At 38.3% G+C, this 26,070-nt stretch carries 19 protein-coding genes; 8 read left to right on the forward strand and 11 right to left on the reverse strand.

The window, feature by feature from the left end; translation table 11 throughout:
• Positions 1 to 164: 164 nt before the first annotated feature.
• Positions 165 to 3,341 carry a SusC/RagA family TonB-linked outer membrane protein gene (locus tag BLR60_RS13480; protein ID WP_090500661.1) on the forward strand — a complete coding sequence of 1,059 codons (3,177 nt, stop codon included), beginning with the start codon at positions 165 to 167 and terminating at the stop codon, positions 3,339 to 3,341.
• Positions 3,342 to 3,352: 11 nt separating this feature from the next.
• Entirely contained in the window at positions 3,353 to 4,774 is a 1,422-nt protein-coding gene (locus BLR60_RS13485) for a SusD/RagB family nutrient-binding outer membrane lipoprotein (protein ID WP_090500663.1), read from the forward strand.
• A 265-nt stretch (positions 4,775 to 5,039) separates the two neighbouring features.
• Here BLR60_RS13485 and BLR60_RS13490 read toward each other — a convergent pair whose 3' ends face one another.
• The 7 genes from BLR60_RS13490 to BLR60_RS13520 all read right to left on the reverse strand — a co-directional run bounded on the left by BLR60_RS13490 (position 5,040) and on the right by BLR60_RS13520 (position 17,943).
• Positions 5,040 to 6,311, reverse strand: coding sequence for a nucleoside recognition domain-containing protein (locus BLR60_RS13490; RefSeq protein WP_090500665.1), 1,272 nt, complete (start codon positions 6,309 to 6,311; stop codon positions 5,040 to 5,042).
• Positions 6,312 to 6,573: 262 nt separating this feature from the next.
• Positions 6,574 to 9,426 (reverse strand): alpha/beta hydrolase family protein, encoded by a 2,853-nt coding sequence (locus BLR60_RS13495; protein ID WP_090500667.1) that lies wholly within the window; start codon positions 9,424 to 9,426, stop codon positions 6,574 to 6,576.
• A 350-nt stretch (positions 9,427 to 9,776) separates the two neighbouring features.
• Entirely contained in the window at positions 9,777 to 11,570 is a 1,794-nt protein-coding gene (gene yidC / locus BLR60_RS13500; protein WP_090500669.1) for a membrane protein insertase YidC, read from the reverse strand.
• Between the two features lie 21 nt (positions 11,571 to 11,591).
• On the reverse strand, positions 11,592 to 13,208 hold the full coding sequence (locus tag BLR60_RS13505; RefSeq protein WP_090500671.1) for a CTP synthase: 1,617 nt from the start codon (positions 13,206 to 13,208) through the stop codon (positions 11,592 to 11,594).
• A 162-nt stretch (positions 13,209 to 13,370) separates the two neighbouring features.
• On the reverse strand, positions 13,371 to 14,144 hold the full coding sequence (locus BLR60_RS13510; protein WP_090500673.1) for a GLPGLI family protein: 774 nt from the start codon (positions 14,142 to 14,144) through the stop codon (positions 13,371 to 13,373).
• Positions 14,131 to 16,905: an outer membrane beta-barrel protein gene (locus tag BLR60_RS13515; protein WP_090500675.1), complete on the reverse strand. Its 2,775-nt coding sequence runs from the start codon at positions 16,903 to 16,905 to the stop codon at positions 14,131 to 14,133. The genes BLR60_RS13510 and BLR60_RS13515 overlap by 14 nt, the downstream gene beginning before the upstream one ends.
• 495 nt (positions 16,906 to 17,400) lie before the next feature.
• Complete coding sequence (locus BLR60_RS13520) at positions 17,401 to 17,943, reverse strand: hypothetical protein (protein ID WP_090500677.1); 543 nt, start codon at positions 17,941 to 17,943, stop codon at positions 17,401 to 17,403.
• A 315-nt stretch (positions 17,944 to 18,258) separates the two neighbouring features.
• Here BLR60_RS13520 and BLR60_RS13525 point away from each other — a divergent pair, with 315 nt between their 5' ends.
• Positions 18,259 to 19,212: a bifunctional helix-turn-helix transcriptional regulator/GNAT family N-acetyltransferase gene (locus BLR60_RS13525; protein ID WP_090500679.1), complete on the forward strand. Its 954-nt coding sequence runs from the start codon at positions 18,259 to 18,261 to the stop codon at positions 19,210 to 19,212.
• Positions 19,213 to 19,274: 62 nt separating this feature from the next.
• Here the strand turns inward: BLR60_RS13525 and kdsB are convergent, their stop codons facing one another.
• The 4 genes from kdsB to trpS all read right to left on the reverse strand — a co-directional run bounded on the left by kdsB (position 19,275) and on the right by trpS (position 22,028).
• A complete protein-coding gene (gene kdsB / locus BLR60_RS13530; protein ID WP_090500682.1) occupies positions 19,275 to 20,054 on the reverse strand; it encodes a 3-deoxy-manno-octulosonate cytidylyltransferase in 780 nt (259 codons plus the stop codon).
• Positions 20,051 to 20,254 carry a DUF5808 domain-containing protein gene (locus BLR60_RS13535; protein WP_090500684.1) on the reverse strand — a complete coding sequence of 68 codons (204 nt, stop codon included), beginning with the start codon at positions 20,252 to 20,254 and terminating at the stop codon, positions 20,051 to 20,053. The genes kdsB and BLR60_RS13535 overlap by 4 nt, the downstream gene beginning before the upstream one ends.
• Before the next feature lie 62 nt (positions 20,255 to 20,316).
• Entirely contained in the window at positions 20,317 to 20,931 is a 615-nt protein-coding gene (locus BLR60_RS13540) for a deoxynucleoside kinase (RefSeq protein WP_090500686.1), read from the reverse strand.
• 98 nt (positions 20,932 to 21,029) lie between these two features.
• Entirely contained in the window at positions 21,030 to 22,028 is a 999-nt protein-coding gene (gene trpS, locus BLR60_RS13545; RefSeq protein WP_090500688.1) for a tryptophan--tRNA ligase, read from the reverse strand.
• Positions 22,029 to 23,025: 997 nt separating this feature from the next.
• Here trpS and BLR60_RS13550 point away from each other — a divergent pair.
• The 5 genes from BLR60_RS13550 (at position 23,026) to BLR60_RS13570 (ending at position 25,862) form a co-directional block, all read left to right on the forward strand.
• Positions 23,026 to 23,751: a lysophospholipid acyltransferase family protein gene (locus BLR60_RS13550; protein ID WP_090500690.1), complete on the forward strand. Its 726-nt coding sequence runs from the start codon at positions 23,026 to 23,028 to the stop codon at positions 23,749 to 23,751.
• 2 nt (positions 23,752 to 23,753) lie between these two features.
• Positions 23,754 to 24,044, forward strand: a complete 291-nt coding sequence (gatC, locus tag BLR60_RS13555) for an Asp-tRNA(Asn)/Glu-tRNA(Gln) amidotransferase subunit GatC (RefSeq protein WP_090500691.1) — start codon at positions 23,754 to 23,756, stop codon at positions 24,042 to 24,044.
• 126 nt (positions 24,045 to 24,170) lie between these two features.
• Positions 24,171 to 24,929, forward strand: a complete 759-nt coding sequence (locus tag BLR60_RS13560) for an ABC transporter ATP-binding protein (protein WP_090500694.1) — start codon at positions 24,171 to 24,173, stop codon at positions 24,927 to 24,929.
• Positions 24,930 to 25,006: 77 nt separating this feature from the next.
• Complete coding sequence (locus BLR60_RS13565; RefSeq protein ID WP_090500696.1) at positions 25,007 to 25,555, forward strand: cob(I)yrinic acid a,c-diamide adenosyltransferase; 549 nt, start codon at positions 25,007 to 25,009, stop codon at positions 25,553 to 25,555.
• An 85-nt stretch (positions 25,556 to 25,640) separates the two neighbouring features.
• Positions 25,641 to 25,862 (forward strand): DUF2795 domain-containing protein, encoded by a 222-nt coding sequence (locus BLR60_RS13570; RefSeq protein WP_010603503.1) that lies wholly within the window; start codon positions 25,641 to 25,643, stop codon positions 25,860 to 25,862.
• Positions 25,863 to 26,070: the final 208 nt, after the last annotated feature.

Here is a 26,070-nt window from a genome sequence, read left to right on the forward strand (position 1 = left end):
AAGCATAAATCCTGTAAATAACTTACAGGATTTTGCTTTTTATACCCAATCTTATCTTTTTTTATTTTCTATAATCTCCTGAATCGATTTCATAATAGATTTTGCTGGGCAAATTGTGTATTTTAACAACCACTTAACTAATCAATTAACCTAAATCTTTCATTATGAACAAAAAATTACTAATATTATTAGGGATTTTAACATGTTATGTCGTTTCTTACGCCCAAACCACTGTAAAAGGCAAAGTAACTGATGGTAGCAATGTTGGTATTCCCGGAGTAAGTGTGCTGGTTAAGGGCAGTACAACAGGATCTTCTACCGCTGGTGATGGCACGTATAGCATTACTGTTCCATCAAATAATGCCACACTTATTTTTAAATCGATTGGCTTTGTAACCCGGGAGGTAGTTGTGGGGGAACGAACACAGGTTGATATCCAACTTTTAGGAGATGCTAAAGAGCTTTCTGATGTGGTGGTTACGGCTTTAGGTATTAAACGATCTGAAAAGTCAATTGGTTATGCTGCGCAAAAGATTGATGGGGATGCATTAACCATGACCAAAGAAACCAATGTTATTGGCTCGTTGGCCGGTAAAGTAGCAGGGGTTCAGGTAACTGGTTCTTCAGGTGCAAATTTAGGTGGAACACAAAAAATTAAAATCAGAAGCGTAAATTCCCTAACTGGCGGTGGCTCACCTTTAATCGTAGTTGATGGTACACCCATTACACAGAATAATTTTGGAGGTGGTGAAAATGGGGTAGATTACGGAAATACTTCTCAGGATGTTAACCCTGATGATATCGAATCGATCAATGTGTTAAAAGGACCGGCAGCATCTGCACTATATGGTATAAGAGGGCAATATGGTGTGCTGTTAATTACCACAAAAAAAGGAGGTAAAGGTGCTAAAATGCAGATTGATATCAGTTCTGCCTACACTATTGATAAAATTGGAAATTTTTTACCCTTACAGAACATTTATGGCGTTGGGAATAGTCAGGTTTTTTCTAAACTCGCCAACGGACAAAATTATGTGAATGGTAATGACGAAAGCTGGGGACCGAAAATGGATGGTACTCCGATTAGAAAAATCAATAGCTTTTATCCACAGGATCCTACATATGGCCAGTTAAGTCCGTTTGAACCGCAACCTAATAACATTAAAGATTTTTTCGAAACAGGCCAAAATATAAATAATGGAATATTTCTAACCGGTGGTTCAGACAATTCTACCTTTAAAATTGGCTATACCAATGCTTACACAAAAGGTACCATTCCGAATACCTGGTTAAAAAGAAATAATTTAAGCTTAAGTACCACTTTCGATTTAAATAAAAAGCTTACCGTTGGAGCAAATGTAAATTACGCTAATAATTCCGGACAGAGACCTACGCAAGGTTATCAGGGCTCGTTTACGGGGGCTGTACAATGGTTTCAGCGTAATTTAGACATTAATACACTTAGAAATTACCGGTATGCCGATGGCACTATTTTAAACTGGAATGTAAATCCAAATACAGCAGGAGTAATTACCAACAATAAACCCAGTGATTGGAACAATCCGTTTTTTGATGCCTATGAAGTGTTAAATAACGATGATCGTAACCGTTTATTTGGGGATGTAAACTTAAGTTACCAGGTATTGCCTGAATTAAAAATCAGCGGTTTCGTTCGGTCTGATATGTTCAGTCAGCATATTACGCATAAAGAGCCGCTTGGTGGTCGTAATTTAGATAATTATGCCATAACTAAAGCAGATGGAATAGATAATAATTACGAGTTTTTGGCGCAGTTCAACAAAAATATTAATGATTTTTCGATCAATGTGAATGCCGGAGCCAATCTGTATACCACTAAATTTACCCAAACATCACAGTCTACCGTGGGAGGTTTATCCAGTCCAAATACCTACACCATTGCTGCGTCAGTAGACCGGCCAAACAGCAGTTCTTATCTCCGCCAAAAGCAGGTAAGAAGTATGTATGCAATGGGTTCCTTTGGTTATAAAGATACCTATTTTCTGGATGCTTCTATCCGTAATGATATTTCATCAGCTTTACCTTCGGCTAATAATTCCTATTGGTATCCATCCTTTTCAGGAAGCTTTTTGTTTAGTAATCTCATTCAATCAAAAGTGCTTACCTATGGTAAATTGCGTGCAAGCTACGCCATAGCCGGTTCTGATTTCGATCCTTTTCAAACCGCAATTACCTATGCTTTTGGTAGCCCGTATCCTGCCACAAGCGGAACCATCAGTTCTTTAACAGTACCTGATATTTTAAAAAATCCTGATCTTAAACCTTCCTTTGCAAATTCTTATGAGGCTGGTGTAGATTTACGGTTCTTAAATAACAGGCTGGGGATCGATTTTACCTTATACCAGCAGCGGAATAAAAACCAGGTAATTAATTTATCTGTTTCCGGGGCAAGTGGCTATGAAACTTATGTGGTTAATGCAGGCCTGATTGAGAATAAGGGATTAGAGCTTACCTTAACTGGCCAACCGGTTAAATCAAAATTATTTACCTGGGACATCAGCCTGAATTATGCTAAAAACAAAAATACGATTAAAGAATTATACCCTGGAATTAATGTTTATCAGTTAGATCAGAATGTATATTCAAGTCAAACAATCTTTTTAAATTCTTCCCTAAATCAATCTTTTGGAAATTTGGTTGGGCCAGGTTATAAACGCGATCCTGCAACCGGCGAAATTCTTTTAGGCGCAGATAATATGCCTATCTCTGTTAATGGCGTAAACTTTGGAAGTGTGGTGCCCAATTATACAGGTGGTATTACCAATAATTTTAAAATCTGGAAGTTCGATCTCGGCGCTGCATTAAGTTTCCAAAGCGGTGGCAAGTTCTTTAGCTGGAGCCAAATGTTAGCGGCGAAATCAGGTCAATCGGAAATTACGGCTGCACTTAACGATAAAGGCGTAAATGTACGCGAACCCGTTGCAAATGGAGGTGGCGTTAAAGTTTCGGGAATATCTTCAGTTACGGGGCAACCTGTTACGGCCTATGTAGATGCCAGAACGTATTATAGAACAAACCTGGGCACAAAATTTTATGACGAGTGGATTTATGATGCATCTTATATAAAAATCAGGGAATTAAGTTTAGGCTATAATTTCGATTCTAAAATTTTAAGTAAAACACCATTTAAAGCCATTAAACTTTCTGCTGTGGCACGTAACCCGGTAATGATCTGGCAAAAGGCACCTAAAGGTGTTGATCCTTCTGAACTTTCATCAGGTAGTTCAGCAATCAGCTGGATCGAAAAAGGGGAGTTGCAAACCGTACGTTCTTTCGGTTTAACCTTAAACGTTAAATTTTAAATCTTAAAGCGATGAAAAAAATTCACCAATCTATATATTACTGCTTAACGGTTTTAACCTTATTTAGCAGTTGCAACAAATTTAATGATGCCATTAATACAGATCCCAATAATCCTACTAAAGCATCGGGCACACAATTAATAGCCAATTCGGAACAATTTTTGCCCACGTTGAGCTCATCTCCATTCGGTGTTCACTACCCGCAATATTTATCCAACACCTCATTCCCTGATAATTCCAGATATGTAACCACCAATTTTAATTTTTATGGTTTATACCAGGGGCCATTGATTAATTTACAGACTGTGATAACCAACACAACCCTTGATGCGAGTGAAGGGCCAATTGCTAACCAGGTTGCGGTAGCTAAAATATTAAAGGCCTATTTTATGTGGCATGCAACAGACCGCTGGGGCCCCTTACCCTATACAGAAGCTTTGAAGGGAAAAGAAAATTTTACGCCTAAGTACGATTCCCAACAAAGTATTTATAATAGTCTTTTTGCTTTACTAGATGAAGCCAATGCATCATTAGTTAATGGAAATTTAAAAAATGATATTGTTTATGGGGGAGATGTATCGAAATGGAAACGTTTAGGTAATACGATTCATTTATTAATGGCTTTGCGCTTGAGTAAAGTTGACCCAACGAAAGGCGGTATCGAATTTAATAAAGCTTTAACAAATGGTATCATGACGGCAAATACCGATAATTTAGCTTATCCTCATTTAGCCGTTACCGCTCAGGAAAATTATTGGTATAATTCGTTTACTGTACTGGGCAGAAACTGGTTTGCGGTGAGTAAACCAGTTGTCGATTTTATGCTGCCTTTAAACGATCCGCGGTTGCCTGTTTTCGCCACAAAGAATAGCTCGGGAAATTACGTTGGTTTAGACTATGGTTTAGCTACTACAGTTACGCCAGGTAATTATTCTTTATTGGGTACCGCAATCCGTCAGCAGAATTCTCCTGTGTATCTGGTTACTTATGCACAGGCCCTTTTTGCTTTAGCGGAAGCCGCAAAAATGGGATGGATAGGTGGAGGAGATGCGACTGCAAAAGCCAATTACGATTTAGCTATCGAACAATCGATCCGTCAGTGGAATAATAATGATATCAGTGGATTAACCGCATATATGTTAAACACCAGTGTAATTTATAATCCGGCAAATGCACTGGAACAGATTGGTAATCAGCGATGGGTACATTTATTTATGCATGGTTACGAAGGTTGGGCAGAGTGGCGCAGAACAGGTTTTCCTAGTTTTTTAGCACCTCCTCCAAATAATAATGGCAAACTTATTCCCAGAAGAGAGGGATATCCTACACAGGAACAGGCTAACAATACCGAGAACTATAAAGCGGCAATTGCAGGTTTTCCTTACTTGGGTAGTGATGATCTGAACGCCCGGGTTTGGTGGGATAAGCCTTAAGGCAAGCTTTACCTAGCTAATTACAATACATTAATATAAAAAATCCCTGCAAGATTTATTTCTCGCAGGGATTTTTGTATCCGCTTAACTTTTTGTTGTCATTGTAAATGCAATGAAGAATCTTTAAACGGAGAAGAAACGAAAACTGCAGCCGTAGTTAATAGGCCTGATGTCCATTCGCTATCAAAAAAATACTGACCCGATATATAAATACCTTTCGTACTGATGAAAAAGAAAATAATATACTAATGACGAATAAATCAAACTATGCAAAAAACATATAACTGAGCGCTATAGCCGTACACACCCCAACCAAATCAGCCAATAACATCGAGCCGATAGCATAACGTGTGTTCTTTATCCCGACAGCACCGAAGTAAACTGCAACCACGTAAAAAGTAGTATCAGAAGCACCTTGAAAAACACCTGAAAGTTTGCTCGCAAATGAATCTGGCCCGCTCGAAATCATGGTGCTCACCATCATGCCACGGGCGGCACCACCACTTAGCGGCCTGATTAAGGCTGTGGGTAATGCATCAACAAATTTGGTATCAGCTCCAAAATATATAAACATGTTTTTAATCCCGCTCATGATCACATCAAAAGTCCCGCTGGTTCTCAGCATGCTCACCGCAACTAAAATACCAACCAGATAGGGGATAATTTTCAATGCGGTTTCAAATCCACCTTTGGCGCCCTCAATAAACGCATCAAAAACATCTATTTTTTTATATAGCGCACCTAATACGATCAATAAAAAGATCAATAAAATGATTCCACCGCTTAATAAACCTGAAAATGATTTGATGCTTTCTGCATTTAGTTTGCTCACATACCAAACCAGTAAACCAATAACTGCTGAGATACTTAATACCCAGGTAATGATCACGGGTTGCAGTAAATTTATTTTTTGTTTAAAAGATACAATAAGCATGGCCGCCATGGTACCAACAAAGGTTACAATTAAACAGGGGATAAAAATATCGGTAGGATCTTGCGCATTCTGAGTTGACCTGATGGCGATTACACTCACCGGTATTAGACATAAACCGGCGGCGTGCAGGCATAAAAACATAATCTGCGAATTGCTCGCCACGTCTTTATTGGGATTTAACTCTTGCAAACTCTCCATCGCTTTTATACCGAATGGTGTGGCCGCATTATCTAAACCTAATAAATTGGCAGAGAAATTCATGATCATATGCCCCATAGAAGGATGTCCTTTCGGAATTTCGGGAAAAAGTTTAGAAAAGAAAGGACCAATAATTCTGGATAACAAACGGATACCACCTGCTTTTTCTGCAATGCTCATTAAACCCATAAATAAAGCCAATGTTCCCACTAATTTGATACAAAGGTCAACTGCAATCCAGCAGGTTTCTATAATACCATCTAATTTTAAGGGATTTAAAGGATCGGATGATTTCCCGATTACCATCCAGTTAAAAATATCGCTATGTCCGAAAAAGAAACATTTAATACTTGCTACAACGATAGCCACAATAATAAATGCCGACCAGATTCTGCTTAATGCCATTAGGATTGTTAAGTTTTATTTGAAGGGGTTAAAATACCTTTTTTAGTCGAAAATTCATAGTTTAGTCTTGAACCTGTAATCCTTAGTTTAAAGTCAGGCTAGTGCCTATCAGATCATCATCTTTGATGCTCAGGAGGATAGTCAGCCAGCAGATAGATTTATTCGACGATAAAATATTTGCCATCAAAAAAGTCCATAGCTAATAGTTAACGTGCTACTAGATATGGACTTTTTTAGCTTTGGACTCCTGACTTCGGACTAACTACGGCTTATCGTCTGTTAATTCAAAACCCCAGGTTTTTCCTTTTTCGGTAGCCGGAATTCCACTGGTCATCCAGGCTGGCGCTTTTGCACCTTTTAAATAATAATCAAAAAATTGTTGTTCGCGGATTTGAATATCCTTACGGTTCTGCCGTTGAACCAGGTTATGCGCTTCACCATTATAGTTTAACATCCAAACCGGTTTACCTAAACGGCGTAATGCAGTAAACATTTCAATACCCTGGTACCAAGGCACAGCTCCGTCTGCATCGTTTGCCATAATCACAACTGGAGTATTTACCCTCGGAAGCATAAATAACGGAGAATTTTCGATATACAATTCTGGTTTCTCCCAAAGTGTTGCACCAATACGGCTTTGTGTTTTCTCGTACTGGAACTGACGGTTCATACCGGTTTCCCAACGGATACCACCATAAGCAGAAGTCATGTTCACTACAGGTGCACCCGCCCAGGCAGCAGCATACATATTATTTTGCGTAATGAGGTAAGCCACCTGGTAACCTCCCCAGCTTTGACCTTGAATACCAATTTTATTACCATCTACCCAACTGTTTTTTTTCAGGCTTTCTACACCTGAATTGATATATTCAACTGCTGATTTTCCTGGATGACCAGCTTCGTAGCTGATATCTGGTGCAAATACTAGGTAGCCATTACTTACGAAGTAAGAAATATTTAAACGGGAGGGAGTAGGAGCAGGCGCCTGGTAGGTGTATAAACCATCCGTTAGTTTTTCGTAGAAATAAGCAATCATCGGATATTTCTTATTTGGATCGAAATTTTCTGGTTTGTATAAAATACCTTCAGCTTTATAACCTTTTGGCGTAGTCCACTTAACCAGTTCTGCTGTACCCCAATTATAGTCTTTTTGCTGAGGATTGGTATTGCTTAATTTGGTTTCGGTTTTGAAATCAGTAGTGATATAAACATTTGGCGATTCCACATAATTGGCTTTATCATAGATATATAAATCAGCATCTTTAGCTTTCGTCAGGTTAGCATATTTAAATTTTGCCATTACAACCAGCTCAGGTGCTTTGGTAGAACCTACGTTGGTGCGGTAAAAACCATTTTCTTTGGTTAGGTTATTAAAAGCAGATAACCAAACCAACTCGTTTGCTTTAACAAATTTATTGGCATTTCTTTCTATTTTGTCTGGCTTTACGTTTTCGTAACGGAAAGTAATGTTGTTCGCTCTTCCAAAACCGGCGGTTATGTTTTTAGGTGCCGATTTTCCACCAGGCGAGAACGACCAGATGTCATATTTGTCGTTAATTAGGACAGCTTTATCACCCTCAATCCAGGTAGCTAAGCCATAAGCAGAAGGTAAATCAGGTACGTCATTTTCTTCATCAACAAATTTTTCTGTTAAACCAGCTGTTAAAACCGTAACCTTTCCTGTTGCTATTTGATAGGTGTTCCAACTGCCCGATTTCCGATCGAAGTAAAGGATATAATTTCCTGCTGGCGAAGCCAGCGCATAGCCGTTAAGGTTTTCGATAATTTTCTTTTTCTGGCCATTCTTCGTGTCAACCAGGTAGTAATCTTTTGAAGTTGAACCGCTCCATTGCGATTCTATCCGCCGCCCGTAATCAGTTGAAGCCAAAACCTGTGCTGCATCACCTTCAGCAATGATATTGGCTTCAGGTAATTTAACATCTGTTAATGGGATTACTTTTGGATCACTACTATAAACATCAATTACCGATAAATAACTTTTTTTGCTGTCTTTTTCTGCATTTTTAAGCTGCATAGGCTGCAAATAATCGTCTTTATAATTCCAGACATCAACTTTTGCCACTTCAAAATCTACAATAGTGGTGTCTTTTGGTTTCTTGATAGGGGATATGCCGAAAAACAATTTCTTACCGTCTTTACTAAAAGTAATTTTACCATCACCGTTAACCGACCATTTTTCAGGTAGTCCTGGCATATCAAAATCAACCAGAATCTGTGCGGTATCAATTGTTAAAGAGTTATAATAGATATTGTAATTTTTTATTTCCTGTTTTTCCGGACTTTGTTCCCCTACAAAGGCCACATGTTCGCTTTCCTCATCAAAAGTGAAGTTTTTGAAACTTCCCTTGCCTTTAATCAGTGTTTTTAAGATGCCTTTTTCTGTGTTGAGTAAGAATACCCCTTGAGGAGCCATTTTGTCTTTTTTAGATCCACTGCAAGTAAAAATCAATTGTTTGCCATCTTTACTGAAATAATAATCAGTAACGAATTTATAGGTCTTGTCTGTTCCTATAATCAGATTTTTAACAACCAAATCTGTTCCTTCTTCTGTTTTAGTTTTTCCGGCAGGTTCATCATCAGCAAAATCTGTTTCACCATCTTTTTTTTCAGCTGGTTTCGTTGCTTTTTGTGCGGTATCAGGCTTTTCGTTTAAATAGGCTAGTACGCCAGTACCATCTTCCGGAAACTTAAATGATTTTACTCTTGGTACTTTTATAACTGCATTAGTTGTGAGGTTGACAATCCCCAACGAATCTTTTGGTAATTCATCAGGCTTTTTCTTTTTTATTTTAGCCTGGCGTAGATCTTTATTAAGCGGACGGATATTAAAAGCCGCGAATTTCGAATCGTTGCTGAATTGCGCATTCATCCCTCTGGGAATATTAATCTTATTATTCGTTTTAATATTTGTTAGGTATAATCGTGCATCACCGTCTTGTTGTAAGATGCTGTACATTGCCCATTGACCATTATTTGATAGTTGCTTAGCGCCTACAGATTCCCAGGTATCATATACCGAGTGATTTAAAGGTTTCTTTTGTGCATAGGCAATGCTGACAACGAAAAACAGAATAACAGTTAGTCTCTTTTGCATTTTAAATGAATTAGTTTGTTGGTTGAGATTTAATCTTCTAAAATTGGAAATTTTTGGCTTATTAGGAAACTTGTATACCAAATATTACAATAGAAATGGTTTTATTGTGATTATCTGAAATATATAACGCGCTGTATATACCATCATTTCGAGCGAAGCTAAATCTATTAAACGGATCTCTCCCTGCCTGTATGGGCATCCTTTCCGCAAATGCTGGCATTTCGCTACGCTTAGAGATGACGATTTTTTATTTCAACACTAAGCTCTACGCACATTGCTCCATGCCCCTTTAAACTAAAAACCCCCGATTACATTAAGCAGTCGAGGGTATTTATATCATTAAAGCAAAATTACTTTTTAGCTTGTTGCTGCTGACGCATATAATCGTCTAAACGTTGTTGGAATTTAGATTTTTTCTTTTTCTCATCAGCTGGTCTCGCTTTGTTCTGTTGGATTAAAGCATGGATTTTTTCATCGTCAACCATTTTACGGATCAGGAACTGCTGTCCGAAAGTCATTAAGTTGGCCAGGAAATAATAATAGTTTAATCCGGCAGGATAGCTGTTTAACACGCCTAAGAAAATGATTGGCATAATGTAACCGATGTATTTCATCTGCCCGGTGGCACCAGAAACCTGGTTATTAAAATAAGTCATAATTAAGGTAGAGATGGTCATCAATACACACATTAAACTTAAGTGATCACCAATGAAAGGAATTTTTACACCAAATTTAATAAACTCATCATAGGTTGATAAATCTTTCATCCAAAGGAAACTTTCGCCACGTAACTCAAATAGGTTCGGGAAGAAGAAAAAGAAGGCCATTACCAAAGGCAATTGTAGTACCATTGGCAAACATCCACCCAGAGGATTTACGCCGGCCTTTTTATATAATTTTAAATACTCCTGTTGAACCAGTGTTGGGTTATCTTCGCCTACTTTAGCCTTAATTTCATCCATTTCTGGTTTCAATACCCGCATTTTAGCCATTGAAAGGTACGATTTGTAAGTAAGCGGCGATAAAGCAACTTTTAACAAAATGGTTAATACCAGAATGATTAAACCGTAGTTCCAGCCAAAGCTATTTAAGAAATTAAATACCGGTAATACAATAAAGCGGTTAATGTATTTTAAAGGCCAGTACCCCATATCAACCTGTTGCTCTAAATCATAACCCTGTGCTTTTAAGGTAGAGAACTTATTAGTGCCAAAATAAAATTCCATTTCATAAACCTGATTTGCGGTATGTGCATATGGCAATTGCATATTGGCATCATAAAACTTCACCTCACCAGGAGCTGTTGGGATTTTAACTTCTAAACTTCCTTTTTCGAAAGCCTGTTTCGAGATTAAAGAGGCGGAGAAAAAGTGTTGTTTGAAAGAGAACCATTGGATTTTACCTTTCGATAATTCTTCTTTTTCGTCTTTCGAAACGCTCAAATGATTTACGTCGCCATCTAAATATTTATAGTAAGGTGCAGAGTAACGGTGTTCGCTTTCAATTGATTTTTCTTGTTGTAGTAAGATTGTCGACCAATTTAAACCAATAGTATTACCTGCAATTACCTGTTGTAAACCAACTAAATTAACATTGAAAGCTACTTTGTTACTCGAGGCTTTTAAATCGTAAACATATTCTACGTAAGCATTGGCGCCGTAGTTGGCACGCATGGTAACCGTATTACCTGTTTTTGTCGAAGTAAAATATAAATCATTGGTATTAATTACCTTACCAGCTGCATTTAAATTTAAACCAAACTTGTTTTCGCTACCCGCAAATAAAATAAGTGGTTTACCGGTAAAGGTTTTTTGCCCTTTAACTTCAACAGATGTAATTTTACCACCTTTATTGCTTAAAGTGATTAATAAATTTTCGTTTTCCAGAACCGTATTGGCTTCAGTACCCGTTAAAGCGGTGCCAAAAGGACCTTTTAAGGTTAAAGAATCTACAGCTGGATTAGCGATTGCTACTGTTTTGGTGGTATCTTTTTGTGCGGGTGTTATACCGGCTTTTTTCAAAGAATCTAAACGCTCTGTTTCTTTGGCTTTTTTTATTTCGGCCTCGTTAGGCTTCAAAAAGTAGAATGATCCTGCCAAAATGATCATAATCAGGAACAGTCCTGTAAAGGTATTTCTATCCATTATTTATGTATGTACTGCTTTTTAATTCGTTTTCTTTTTTGCAAACTCCATTGCAGCGGCGACAAATTTAACAAAAAGTGGGTGAGGATTAGCAACTGTTGATTTTAATTCTGGGTGAAACTGTCCACCAACGAAAAACGGATGGTTTTTTAGCTCCACAATTTCAACTAAATTAGTCTGTGGATTCATACCTGAAGCAATCATTCCTGCCTCTTCATATTGCTTTAAGTAAGCGTTATTAAATTCGTAACGGTGACGATGGCGCTCATTGATATGTGATTTGCCATAAATAGAAAATGCTTTTGTGCCTTTTTTAATATCGCAGGGATAAGAACCTAAACGCATGGTGCCACCTTTATTGGTTATTTTTTTCTGTTCTTCCATCATGTTGATGACCGGATTTGTAGAATTCTCTTCAATTTCTGTTGTGTGGGCGTCTTTTAAACCTAAAACGTTACGGCCAAACTCGATCACCGCACATTGCATACCCAGGCAGATTCCGAAGAATGGCACGTTTTTTTCACGAACGTATTTTATGGCATCAATTTTACCTTCAATACCTCGGCTACCAAAACCTGGTGCCACTAAAACACCTTGTAAATGACCCAATTTCTCTTCTACGTTGTCTGGAAAAATACCTTCAGAGTGGATATATTCTACTCTAACCTTACATTCATTTTTCGAACCTGCGTGTACAAAAGATTCGATAATAGATTTATAAGCATCCGGTAACTCTACATATTTACCAATTAAGCCGATTTTTACTTCAGCTGTTGGGTTTTTCAAACGGCCTAAGAAATCCTTCCAGCTTTCCATATCCGGATCGTTTTTGGTCGGCAGTTTTAATTTCGATAAAACCGTTTTATCCAGTTGTTCTTTTAACATCAACAATGGCACATCATAAATAGTAGATGCATCCATCGATTCGACTACTGCATTGATGTTAACGTTACAAAATAATGCAATTTTTTTTCTTAGGTCAGCACCCAAGTGGTGCTCGGTACGGCAAACCAATATATCCGGTTGTATCCCGTATTCTAATAATGCTTTAACCGAGTGTTGTGTAGGTTTGGTTTTTAATTCACCTGCAGCTGCTAAATAAGGTACCAGGGTTAGGTGGATTACAATGGCATTGGTACTGCCTTCTTCCCATTTAAATTGGCGTACAGCCTCGATAAAGGGTAAAGACTCAATATCACCAACTGTACCACCCAATTCAGTAATCACAATATCGTATTCGCCGCTTTCGCCTAAAATGCGCATGTTGCGTTTAATCTCATCGGTAATATGTGGAACAACCTGTACCGTTTTGCCCAGATATTCGCCTTTACGTTCTTTGCTAATTACGTTTTGGTAAATGCGGCCGGTAGTAATGTTATTTGCCTGTGAAGTTGCTACGTTAAGAAAACGCTCATAATGACCAAGATCCAGGTCTGTTTCGGCACCATCTTCAGTCACAAAGCATTCGCCATGTTCGTAAGGATTTAATGTTCCTGGATCGATATTAATGTACGGATCGAATTTTTGAATGGTTACACGGTAGCCACGTGCCTGTAAAAGTTTAGCTAAAGATGCGGAAATGATGCCCTTACCTAAAGAGGAAGTTACACCGCCCGTAACAAAAATATACTTTGTCATGATTGATAATTTGTGATATTAACCAGGCTGTTTGAACCTTGTTAATTGTTTTTGTACGGGATACAAAGGTACAAAAAAATTATCGCCAGTTTGGATACTTGACAGAATATTTTTTAATTGTATTATGTTGCTGATATTGATAGTTTTAGCGAAAATGCTGGATTAAAGAAATAATGAATAAAGTTCTTTTTTAACATCTTCTATCTTTCTTGGGCTCTTTTTATCATCATAACGCGTGTAAAGATCAAACAGCTTTTTGAAATCTTTTTCCGTGTCTGTTCTTTTCCCTTTTGTTGGCGGAGCAATGTTTAAGATCGGAACGTTTTTCGCTTCCACTTTAGTGGCAAACCAGGTGGTTCTGTACCGAGGTATGGCCAAACCCAATATCATGCCAGGTAAACCAGTAAACCCTTCAGGACCACCTTTCAGCAAAATCTCATCGGTATAAAAAGCCACTACAGTAACCGTATCATTGATGGTAGCGATAGCCTTTCTGCATTCATAACCCGCAATTTTGCGCAGGTCGTGCATGATTTTCCACTTCAGCCGCGGGATACTATCCTTCAGAATGAAATCATCACCCATAATACTTTTTCTTTTCACACGGTTGCTTTTTGTAAAATCTGTAAACAGCTCATCCGTATTGTCAGAACTGAAGAAGAAAGCGTTATCACCTAAACTTTCCTTTGGTTTAGCCCGGTAAATCGAGGCGCTGTCGTTAAAACTATATTCCAAGTTGGTGGTGCGGTATTTACCCATTTTCTCTTTAACCTCATCACTCAGCCATTGGTTATTGGCAAGTCCCTCTTTAATGTTCACCTTTTTCTCAAAAGTAATTTTAGCGCTCTTGATGAACACCATTTGCGCACAAGCTGGCTGAATGCTTAAGCATATACTAAAGATCAGGCAAAAAAAACCGATATTATTTCTTTTCATTTTTAACAAAATTGCCGTTTAAATTATAAACCACACCTACCAGTACGTATCTCGGAATAAAGCTGTAAGTGCTTTCGCCTACACTGTTCCCATTTACATAACGGTTATAACCGACCCTTTGGCCCAGGATATCGGAAATGGAAACCTTGATTTCCATTTCTTCTGCCTTTAGCATCCTTTTAGACATAGAAGCGTTCCAGATGGCGATATTCACCGGTCGGGCAAATGAAGCATTGGCTGGCTGGTAAGACAGAGATACGGAAGTATTGAATTCCGTATGATAGGGGAGGATGATGTTCCCTGAGATTTCATGATCATGGCGGAAGTTCCTGCCATCATTCACCGTTCCGATGGTGGAACGGCTTTTGGAAAAGTTTAGCGAAATATTGTATTCCAGGCTGAACTTATCATGATAAATACTCACCCTTGGCCTTAATGCCATGCTGCTCCGGCTGGTTTTATTCAATTCTTTATTCAGGATTGAAACATCTTCGTTAAAATTATAATTGAAACCCATATTTGTATTCAGATGGATCTTGCTGAAATTTTTTCCGATACTTCCGCCTGCATAAAGGCTTTTTCCACCATTCAGGTTAACAAAAGTGGTCACAGTCTTGTTGGATTGGTCTACGGTTGTACTCGATGATACCGCATTTTGTACGAAGTTATACCCCAGGTAACTGTAGGCAAAAATTTCAGATTTCTGCTGATAAGTATTGATGTTCAGGTTAAAGCTATTGTTGAATGATGGCCTTAAGTTGGGGTTCCCGATTAACTGGTACAACGGACTGTTCACCTGCCTTAAAGGTTGCAGTTGCTCAATATCCGGCTGATCTGTACTGCCATTATAACTAACTGAAATGCTACCACTACGTCCCAGCTTATAACTCAGGTTGGTTTCAGGCGCCCAGTTGATATACGAACGGCTCACCTGACGGTTACGGTCGATATCATCCAGGTGAAAGCTGGTTTGAATGGCCTGGGTTCCGCCCCTTAACGTAAACTTTTTGCCTTTATATTGTATTACGGCATTCCCCACATTAGAGAAGTTGTTGAATTTGAAGAAGTTACTTAACGAATCAATCTTTTGCCGGTCCAGGTCCTGGTTATAGGTATACTTCTGACTACTGGAACGAACCGTTTTAAAACTATAGCCTGCCTGTAATGAGATTCTTTTGCTCAGGGGTTCGGTATAAGTGATCCGTGAAGCAAGTGATGTTTTACTGGATTGGTCATCATTCAGGTAATTCCGGCGATCCGGAGTCAGCATTACACCCGTAGAATCAAAGAGATTAGTCTGGTTCAGGCTATTCCGTTCATTATTATTCCGATTGTTTTCCGGCTGTAGGTCTATTGTCAAAATCCGCCCTTTGGTTCTGAATTTCTTCACATATCCAATATTACCGTTGAAGACTTCGCTTCGGCCGTTAGAATCCCCGTTTTCATTGTTGCTATTCACCATAATACCCCGTCCGTTTTTCGTTTCGCTGTTACTGAAACTGTTGGCCGAATTGCGTTGCTGGCGCCCCCCGAAAGAAATTTTCAGGTTCGAAAGCGAATCGAGCTTCAACTCTATGCTTCCGCGCAGGCTTTGCCCGGTAGTGCGGTTTTCCTCGCGACCCGCACCCTGGCTTAAAAATGTCGTACCATTTGGGATCAGTGATTCATTACGGCTGGTGCTTTCGTTAAATGAACTGTTATCTGCACCTTTAAAATTCAGCTTCATACCCACCTTATTATCCTTCCATTTATTGGAAAAATGAGCACCATAAGTAGTGATATTCGGAATGCCGCCTCCAGGCCTGAAATCATCATCCTCATTGTTGCCATAGCTGATCATCATGGAGCTGCCATCATCACCAACCTGGATCACATCATATTCATCACCCTTCAGGCGGCTCATGGCATTGCTGGATTTAGATTCTGTACTGATGTTGTTATTGAAACCGAAAGCGGCTACTTTCATCTTCCCCTTATAAACTCCAGCCATAGCACCCACGTTGCGGTATTTGTTCAGGTCACCGCTCGCTTCTGCGGTGCTGATATAGCCATTTTTAGCATTTTCCTTTAGCTTCACATTAATCACCTTTTCTTTGGAGTCTTCCTCCTTAATGCCCGTCAGCTCTTCATTTTTACTCTTTTTATCATACACTTCTATCTCGTTCACCGCATTTGCCTTTAGATATTTCGAAGCCAGTAGGGGATCATCCCCGAAAAATTCCTCCCCATCTACCAATAAGGTGTTTACATCTTTACCACCAGCTTTGATGGCGCCGTTTTTATCTACTTCAATTCCCGGTAACCGCCTTAACAGATCCTGTAAGTTGGCATGTGGTTTTACTGCAAAACTATCTGCCTGGTAGGTTATGGTATCGCCTTTCATGCTAATGGCTTGCTTCTGCGCTTTAATTGTCACTTCATTCAAAAGTGTGGCTTTACTATCCATTGCAATACTGCCCAAATTAAACTTTGAAGAATCTGACAACCTGATATCTCTGACATAATCGGCCATTTTAGGGTAGGTGATAACCAAAGTATAACTGCCTTTTTTTAAGTTGGCCAGCTCAAATTCGCCATTTGCTTTTGCCCTGATATCTTTAATCAGAATGGAATCCTTGCTGTTAATAAGCACTATTGAACTGTTTGAGAGATTCTTTTTTTCTACAGTATCGACTACAGTACCTTTAATACTGGCTTTTTGAGCTAAAACAGGAAGAAATAATACCGAAAATATGAAAACGGCAAATAGATTTTTGAGCATCTGAAGAGAAACGTTTATAAATAGTTGTTTGGCTAAGGTGCGTGAAAATACAACTATTTGATTAGTTTATCTAAAATACTCGCAATATTTTTACAAGTAAAGATGATATTTTAAATTGCCCTGAAGCTACTTCGTGGTCAGCATCTTTTCTGCTGGATAAACGCTGAGCTCAATTACCTTTGGTGAGCTCGCTTGAGGTTCGGTTTACGGAATAGATTTCTGCTTCGCTAAAGGTCAGGGGTGATGGCTGTGAACAAAAAAAGTCTGGAGTAGACATTTAAGGGAATATCAATAATCGAACTGAGGTTATCTGGCTGGCTAAAAATAGAACGGGAAGGAATTTAAGTTTTATATTGTTTGGGAATCAAACTGTTTTTGTGCTGGTAATTTGAAACCGAACGGAAGTAAAGAATAAATGCTATTGAATTACTAAAAATCTTTTAGTTAAACATCAATTAAAAAGCTTTTTGAATATATAATTGTGCATGAGCTACGTTAGCAACATTTATAATAAATTTTAACTTTCTTCTCTTTTACACTCCAGGCAATATAAACGTTGTTTTCTTTCCCCAATCGATATTTAAAGCCGTTTAAACCTGATTTTTTTAATTCTTCGTAAAGTGCTTTGTCTGGGGTATACTTATCTGCTTTGTCTTCCGGCATTACTGCAGGTTCAAGAAAATTATCCTCGCTAAAAAAATCATCGGCAATGGTTTTTAAAAAAATAATCTGGTCTTTTTCTTTCGAAAGGTCAACATTGGGGTCGGTATTGCTCACCAATTCTGTTCCCTTGATTTTGGTATTGTAAATCTCTTTTCCCCCTGAATTTTTGATGGTGAAATTCAATACCATTTCTTCAGGTTTTCTGCCGGTAAGTTCTATTTTAAATGTATCCAGTGTTTTTAAATCAGAAAATGATTTGGCCAGACTTTGGTTAACATTTTTAAACTCAACGGCATTGTTTTCCTTTTTCCCGTTTGGATTACAGGCAACAAGCGCTAACATGCAGCCAGCAACGAAGAGCAATATATTTTTCATATTCAAAACTACAAATTTTATGTTTTAGTCACGTTCATATTTTATAATATCCTTTAAATTCTGAAAGAATAACTTATAGTAACACGGCTATTTTAGATCTTTGGTTACCAGATTGAGGTTGTTAGTCTTAATCAAAAAGCCTGGATCGTGTTGTGAAAACAACAATGGACACACACACATACAAATATAATAGCGCATTTTCTTTTTGACGCGTAAACGATAATATCGAATATTAGCATCAGGTTACAAAAAAATATCGTAGATATTAATGAAATCATTATATTTGCGTAACTGATTACGTAATTGATTTTTGTTATGGATTTTTTTGAACAAACAGGTAAAGTAGCTATTGGTAGCAGGTTGAGGATGTTAACGGATAAAGTGACTGAGGATGCCGCGCAGATTTATAAGTTGTATAATATTGATATGCAACCCAAGTGGTTTCCGGTATTTTATGCATTGGCCAGAGATCACGAAAAAACAATTACGGAGCTCGCTAAAGCCATTGGTCATTCTCATCCATCAGTGAGTAAAATCATTAGCGAGATGTTGAAAAAAGGTTATGTTAAAGAAAGTAAAGACAAAACCGATGGACGTAGAAATGTAGTAAGCCTTTCTAAAAAAGGAATACAAATTTCAGAAGATCTGAAAGATCAGCTTATTGATGTAAACGCTGCCATTGAAGAAATTTCGGCACAAGCGCAGCATAAACTTTGGGAAGCAATAGGAGAGTGGGAATTTTTACTGGAGCAAAAAACTTTATTGAGAAGGGTAACCGAAAAGAAAAAAGAAAGAGATGGCTTAAAGGTTGAAATTGTGGATTACCTTCCGAAATACCAGGAAGTATTCAGGTCATTAAATGTAGAGTGGATTTCGAAGTATTTTACCATGGAAGAATCTGATTACAAAGCTTTGGATGATCCTCAGGGTTATATTTTAGATAAAGGAGGTTTTATATTGGTTGCACTTTACGAAGGTGAGCCTTTAGGCGTTTGCGCACTCATTAAGATGAATGATGGCGAATATGATTTTGAATTAGCTAAAATGGCGGTATCGCCAAAAGCGCAGGGGAAAAATTTAGGATTTCTGCTGGCAAATGCGATTATTAAAAAAGCAAAATCATTAGGTGCATCTAAAATCTACCTGGAAAGCAATACCATTTTAAAACCGGCGATTAATCTTTACCATAAGCTGGGTTTCCAAAAAGTAGCAGGTAAGCCCACGCCATATGAACGCTGCAATATACAGATGGAACTTACCTTGAATTAGTTTGAATCCATACGTCCTGCTGATCCGATAGTTATCGGATCAGCAGGACGGAATTGATAAACTCATTCCGCTTTCAATAGCTTATTCAACTTAAACAAATCCTCTGGAGTATCTATTGCAACTGTCTCTAAATCAGTTACTTTTGTTTGGATATAAAATCCATTTTCAATCCAGCGTAATTGCTCCAGGCTTTCGGCAATTTCTAGCGAAGAAGGCGGTAATTTGGTGATGGCTTTTAAGGCTTCAGTGCGGTAGCCATATATACCGATGTGTTTGTAAAACTGGTGCTTTTCTGCCCATACACCCGGTTCGCCATTTCTGATAAAAGGAATCGGGCTACGGCTAAAATACATGGCACGTCCGTTTACATCAATCACCACTTTTGGGCTGTTTGGGTTGTAAATGCTTTCCTGACTTTGGATAGATTTGATTAACGTAGCCAATTGTACTTTTTCTTCATTAAAGCAGCTGGCCAGCAAATTGATCTGGGCAGGTTCTATAAAAGGCTCATCGCCCTGGATATTAATAACGATATCGTATCCGGTTAACGTTTCAATTACCTCTGCGCATCTATCGGTTCCGCTTTGGTGGTGAGCAGCAGTGAAAGCAAATTCGCCACCAAATCTTTTTACTTCATCAGCAATCCGCTCATCATCGGTAGCAACCACTACTTTCGATAAACTTTTTGATTTGGCAGCCTGCTCATACACCCGCTGAATCATCGTTTTCCCGGCAATATCAACCAATGGTTTCCCCGGAAAGCGGGTAGAGGCATAACGTGCAGGAATAATGCCTATAACCGCTAAATCCCCAAGTGGGGACTTTAAATTTTTATCGATCATATATTGTTGCGATAGAATTGATAAAAAACAAATATAAAGATCAATGCAATAATGATAAAAGATACAGGATGAGCGAAATTAAATGTCCAGCCAAGCAATTTTACACGTTTGGGAACAATTAATCTGGAATCTTTCTTATTGAAATAAAAAGTACCCCATTTCCAATTTTCTGGATTTTCATGCCCGAAATCTTTTTGCATATTTATCGCATTAATAGTTAAACCATTTATGATGAATTCAACTCCCCTTTAGGGGCTGGGGGTTAAAACAAACCGTTAATCTCCGCCTCGATCGACTGGATTACCGTACCTAAATCTTCCGGATTGTTGGTGAAATCTAGTTTATCTTTATCCAAAATCAATAACTTGCCGAGTTTATATCCTTTAATCCAGGCTTCGTATTTTTCGTTCAGCTTAGAAAGGTAATCGATGCGGATTCCCGCTTCATATTCACGACCACGGCGTTGGATATTGTTCACCAGGGTAGGTACCGATGCACGAAGGTAAACCAATAAATCTGGTGGTTTAATAAAAGAAGTAATGTTATCAAAAATAGCCCTGTAATTATCATGATCGCGGGTCGTCATGAGCGCCATATCATGAAGGTTTTCTGCAAAGATATGTGCATCTTCATAAATGGTTCTATCCTGAATGACATTGCGTTTATTAACTTCAATATCAGTAATTTGCTGAAAACGGCTGTTCAGGAAATAAATCTGAAGATTAAAGCTCCAGCGTTTCATGTCGCTATAAAAATCCTCCAGATAAGGATTATTGTCCACAGCCTCATATAAAGCTTCCCATCCATAATTCTTGGCTAACAAGCCTGTTAAGGTCGTTTTACCGGCACCTATATTTCCTACAATTGCTATGTGCATCTTTGTTAGATATGAGATATGAGATATGAGGTATGAGATTTTGAAATAAATAATCTATCTCAAATCTAGCTTCTCACCGCTCAAATCTATTTAAATAATTAAAAACTTTTAAACCCGATTAAACTACGAACCTCTCTGATCGTTTTTTGTGCACTTTCACGAGCCTTTAAAGCACCATGTTTAGCCACTTGTCTTAAATAGGCATCATCTTTTGCAATGTCCTGAATGCGCTCACGCATCGGTGCGGTTGCAATAATCATATCTTCTGCCAGTTGTTTTTTGAAATCGCCATAACGGATCTGCATTTTATTGTACAGCTCATCAAAATGCTGATGCGTATCTTCACTCGATACCACCTTCATCAAATCAAAAAGATTCTGGATCGCCTCAGGTTTTGGTTGATTTTCTTCCGTCGGACCACCATCACTAACCGCTCTCATTACTTTTTTACGAATAGTTTCAGGGTCATCTGAAAGGTAAACCGCATTGGCTTCGCCCTCTGATTTGCCCATTTTACCTTTGCCATCTAAGCCTGGTACTTTAACCAATTTATCCGTATAGCTAAAAGCATAAGGCTCAGGAAAATATTCTGTATTGTATAACCTGTTGAAACGGTTTCCAAAAGTACGGGCCATTTCTAAGTGTTGCTCCTGATCTTTTCCAACAGGTACTTTGGTAGCCTTGTGAATTAAAATATCAGCAGCCATTAATACCGGATAGGTTAATAAGCCCGCATTTACGTTATCAGGGTTGGCACGTACCTTATCTTTAAATGAAGTGCTGCGCTCTAATTCACCCATATAAGCGTTCATATTGAGGTATAAATATAGCTCTGCAACTTCGGGTACATCACTTTGTATATAAATGGTGCTATTCTCCGGATCTATTCCACTGGCCAGATATTCAACCAAAACATGTTTAATGTTTCCGTGCAAATCGGCTGGAGTAGGGTGTGTAGTTAAAGAATGTAAATCGGCGATAAAAAAGTAACAGTTATAGTCGTTCTGCATTTGAACGAAGTTTTTAACTGCGCCATAATAATTACCCAAATGTAATTTTCCTGTTGAACGGATACCGCTCACCACTGTTTCTTTCATAATGGCACGAAATTAAAAATAAAATGCAAGCAAATCATAAATCGCTTAAATTTTAATGGGAAGATTTTTTGAAACCATCATCTGATCAGGGTTTATTCTGGTGGCTGGTGTCGCACCGACAACCTTATGGTATTCCTTTCGTTGTTTTTCAATAGTCGGTGTCGCACCAACCACAAAGTGATATTTCTCTCTTCATCTGGAAATGAAAGCCAGTATTTCATCGGAGTTTTCAGCCCTTCTTTCCGTTGCTAGTCCTCTCTCGTTCCTCGCTTGCGGGCTATCCACTGCAATAAGGTTTATTAAATAAAGGTTTCTGCAAGCATGGAGCCGTTTTCAGCCACGGTAGTCCTTTCAAGGGGAATTTTACAGTTAAAATCGTCCTCTCGACCGTAGCGCAGCGTAGTGGAGAGATCTATACGAACAATTCATTTGGTGGTTATGACCTCAAGACCATAAGAATATATTTCTGATTTGGAAATAAAAGCCAGTATTTCATCGAAGTTTTCAGTCCTTCTTTCCGTTGCTAGTCCTCTCCCGATGAAAAATCGGGATTGCGGGCTATTCACTGCAATAAGGTTTATTAAATAAAGGTTTCTGCAAGCATGGCGCCGTTTTGAGCCACTAGTATTATCAAATCAAAATTCCTAGTCAAGCGGTCGTCCTTTCAAGAGGAATTTTACAGTTAAAATCGTCCTCTCGACCGTAGCGCAGCGTAGTGGAGAGATCTATACGAACAATTCCTTTGGTGGTTATGACCTCAAGACCATAAGAATATATTTCTGATTTGGAAATGAAAGCCAATATTTCATCGGAGTTTTCAGTCCTTCTTTCCGTTCCTAGTCCTCGCTCGTGCCTCACTCCGGGCTATTCACTGCAATAAGGTTTATGAACTGCGCGCAGTGCAGCTGCAAGCTGCCAAATGATAACTGGCAACTAAAAATTGCCAACTGATAAATTAGTTTGGAATTTCAAACAATTTTCTATTTTTGGTATATCTATGATCAACTTTCTAAGACAAGTACACCGGATATGGTTTCTATTTTGGATACTGTTTTTTTTCGCGCTTTTCTATCCTTTATATTATATTACCTCCCGTAATGAAAAATATTATAGTATTCTGAATTTTTTTAGAAAGGCCAACAGCTTTTTATGTAGTCTTTTTTCAGGTGTTTTTTTTCGTTATCGATACGAAGAAAAACTCGATCACAAACAAACCTATATCTACTGTGCAAATCACACGTCCAATCTGGACATCATGATTTTTTGCATTATGGGTCATGGCAAATTTCACTTTATGGGTAAAGACGAGCTGCTAAAAAATCCGGTATTAGGTATTTTTTTTAAAACCATCGATATTTCTGTAAACCGCGACAGTAAGATTTCTGCCTTTAAGGCTTTTAAAAAAGCTGGCGAAAACCTGGAGAAAGGGATGAGCCTGATTATTTTCCCGGAGGGTAAAATTGATAACCATTATCCACCAAAGTTAGGTGAATTTAAAAATGGCCCGTTCCGTTTAGCTATTGATAAAAACATCCCTTTGGTACCCGTAAGCATTACAGATGTTTGGAAAATTAACTGGGATGACGGTGCAAAATATGGAAGTAAGCCAGGAATTTGCGATATTTACGTTCACAAACCGATTAATACATCAACCTTGGCTGATGTTGATGCAGATGTATTGAAAGAAAAGGTTTACAGATTGATTGAAAGCAAGTTGATATAGATATGAATTTAGACGCAAAAACCATCCATAAAATAGCCGATCTGGCCCGAATTCATATTGATGAAAAACAGGTAGATACCTTGATTCCTGAAATGAATAAAATTTTATCGTTCATGGAAAAGTTAAATGAATTGGATACTTCAAACGTAAAACCTTTGGTTTATATGAACGAATCGGTAAATGTTTGGCGGGAAGATGTAGTTAGGCAGGAAATAACGACCGCTGATGGTTTGAAAAATGCTGCAAAGCACACCGACCAATTTTTCATGGTACCAAAAATTATTGAAAAATAAAAAGGTATCATGATGATGACTCGATAGCTATCGAATTCAATATAACAGCTTTAAGATTGACATTTGCTTAATTTTTAATGCCCTTGTAACATCTTACCCGCTTCGCTTGTCTAAAAAAGAAAAAACATGGAGAAACCACTCATCACTATAAAAGAAATTGGCCGTAAATATGTTATTGGATCTGAAGTGATTCACGCTTTAAAATCAGTTTCTTTAGATATCAATAAAGGCGAATTTGTAGCGTTGATGGGCCCTTCTGGTTCTGGTAAATCAACCCTAATGAATATTTTAGGTTGCCTGGATACACCATCAAGCGGAACATATATTTTAAATGGAACAAATGTGAGTCAGATGAGTGATGATGCACTAGCTGAAGTTCGCAATAAAGAAATCGGTTTCGTTTTTCAGACTTTCAATTTATTGCCACGCTCTACCTCATTGGATAATGTTGCTTTACCTTTAATTTACGCCGGAACAAGTAAAAAAGACAGGGACGCAAGGGCTTCCAAAGCACTGGAAAATGTAGGTTTGGGCAACCGTATGGACCATAAGCCTAATGAATTATCAGGTGGTCAGCGCCAACGTGTAGCTGTAGCCAGGGCTTTGATCAATAATCCTTCTATTATTTTAGCCGATGAGCCGACCGGTAACTTAGATACCAAAACTTCAATTGAAATTATGGGTTTGTTAGAAGAAATTCATAGTAAAGGCAATACCATCATTCTGGTTACGCATGAGGAAGATATTGCGCAACATGCCCACCGTATTGTACGCATGCGTGATGGTTTGATTGAAAATGATTATTTAAATACAGATATAAAAAATGTATCCCCTCGCTTGCAGGCATTGAAAGAGACCGGCAGCGATTGGGAGAAAATCAATTGAGGTTAATGGCATAAGGTGTAGGGCGTAAGGCTTTGAAAACCCTAAACCTTAAACCTTTCACCTTTAACCATTCCAGTATGAAAATCTACACTAAAACAGGCGATAAGGGCCAAACTTCTTTAATAGGTGGTACCCGCGTTCCTAAATATCATTTACGTATTGAAGCCTATGGAACTGTTGATGAATTAAATTCTTACATCGGTTTAATCATGTGTCAGGACATTGACGTGCACGATCAGAAGCTTTTAAAAGAAATTCAGGATAGGTTATTTACCATTGGCGCATCATTGGCGGCAGACCCGGATACATCTAAAATGAAGATTCCTGATTTGCATGAAGCCGACGTCACCTTGTTGGAGAAAGAGATGGATTTGATGAACGAAAAGCTTCCTGCTTTAAAACATTTTGTTTTACCTGGCGGGAACACCGTCGTTTCTTACTGCCATATTGCACGTTGCGTTTGCAGAAGGGCTGAACGTTTGACAGTAGCACTTGCAGAAAATAGCTTTGTAGATGAACGTGTAACCATTTATTTGAATCGCTTAAGCGATTATCTATTCGTTTTGGCACGAAAACTGACCGTATATTTTAATGCGGAAGAAAACATTTGGATTCCGAGGGTGTAAAGTGGAAAAATAAGTTTGTTTTGCTCAAAAATTTTAATATACTTTGCGCAATAATTAAGAACAGGAATTTAATTGAATTGACGATATGTATTGGACATTAGAATTAGCATCGCACCTGGAAGACGCACCATGGCCTGCAACTAAAGACGAATTAATTGATTATGGTATCCGTTCTGGTGCCCCGGTAGAAGTAATAGAAAACTTACAGGCATTAGAAGATGATGGCGAACCTTATGAAACCATTGAGGAAATTTGGCCAGATTACCCAACCAAAGAAGACTTTTTCTTTAACGAGGACGAGTACTAGAATTTAAAACGATAAAAAACCTTTCAGCAATACTGAAAGGTTTTTTTATGTCTTATAATGTCTAGTCCTGAAATAGCGATACAAAAATAAATCGTTATGACAATTATTATAAATTCGGGTTACCAAAAGCGTACCCAAAAGGACTATTCCTTATCCCTTAAACATCAGATTGTTTTCGAGATTGAACAGGGTGAACTCTCCACAACAG

The sequence above is a fragment of the Pedobacter terrae genome, assembly GCF_900100705.1.
Taxonomy (GTDB): domain Bacteria; phylum Bacteroidota; class Bacteroidia; order Sphingobacteriales; family Sphingobacteriaceae; genus Pedobacter; species Pedobacter terrae.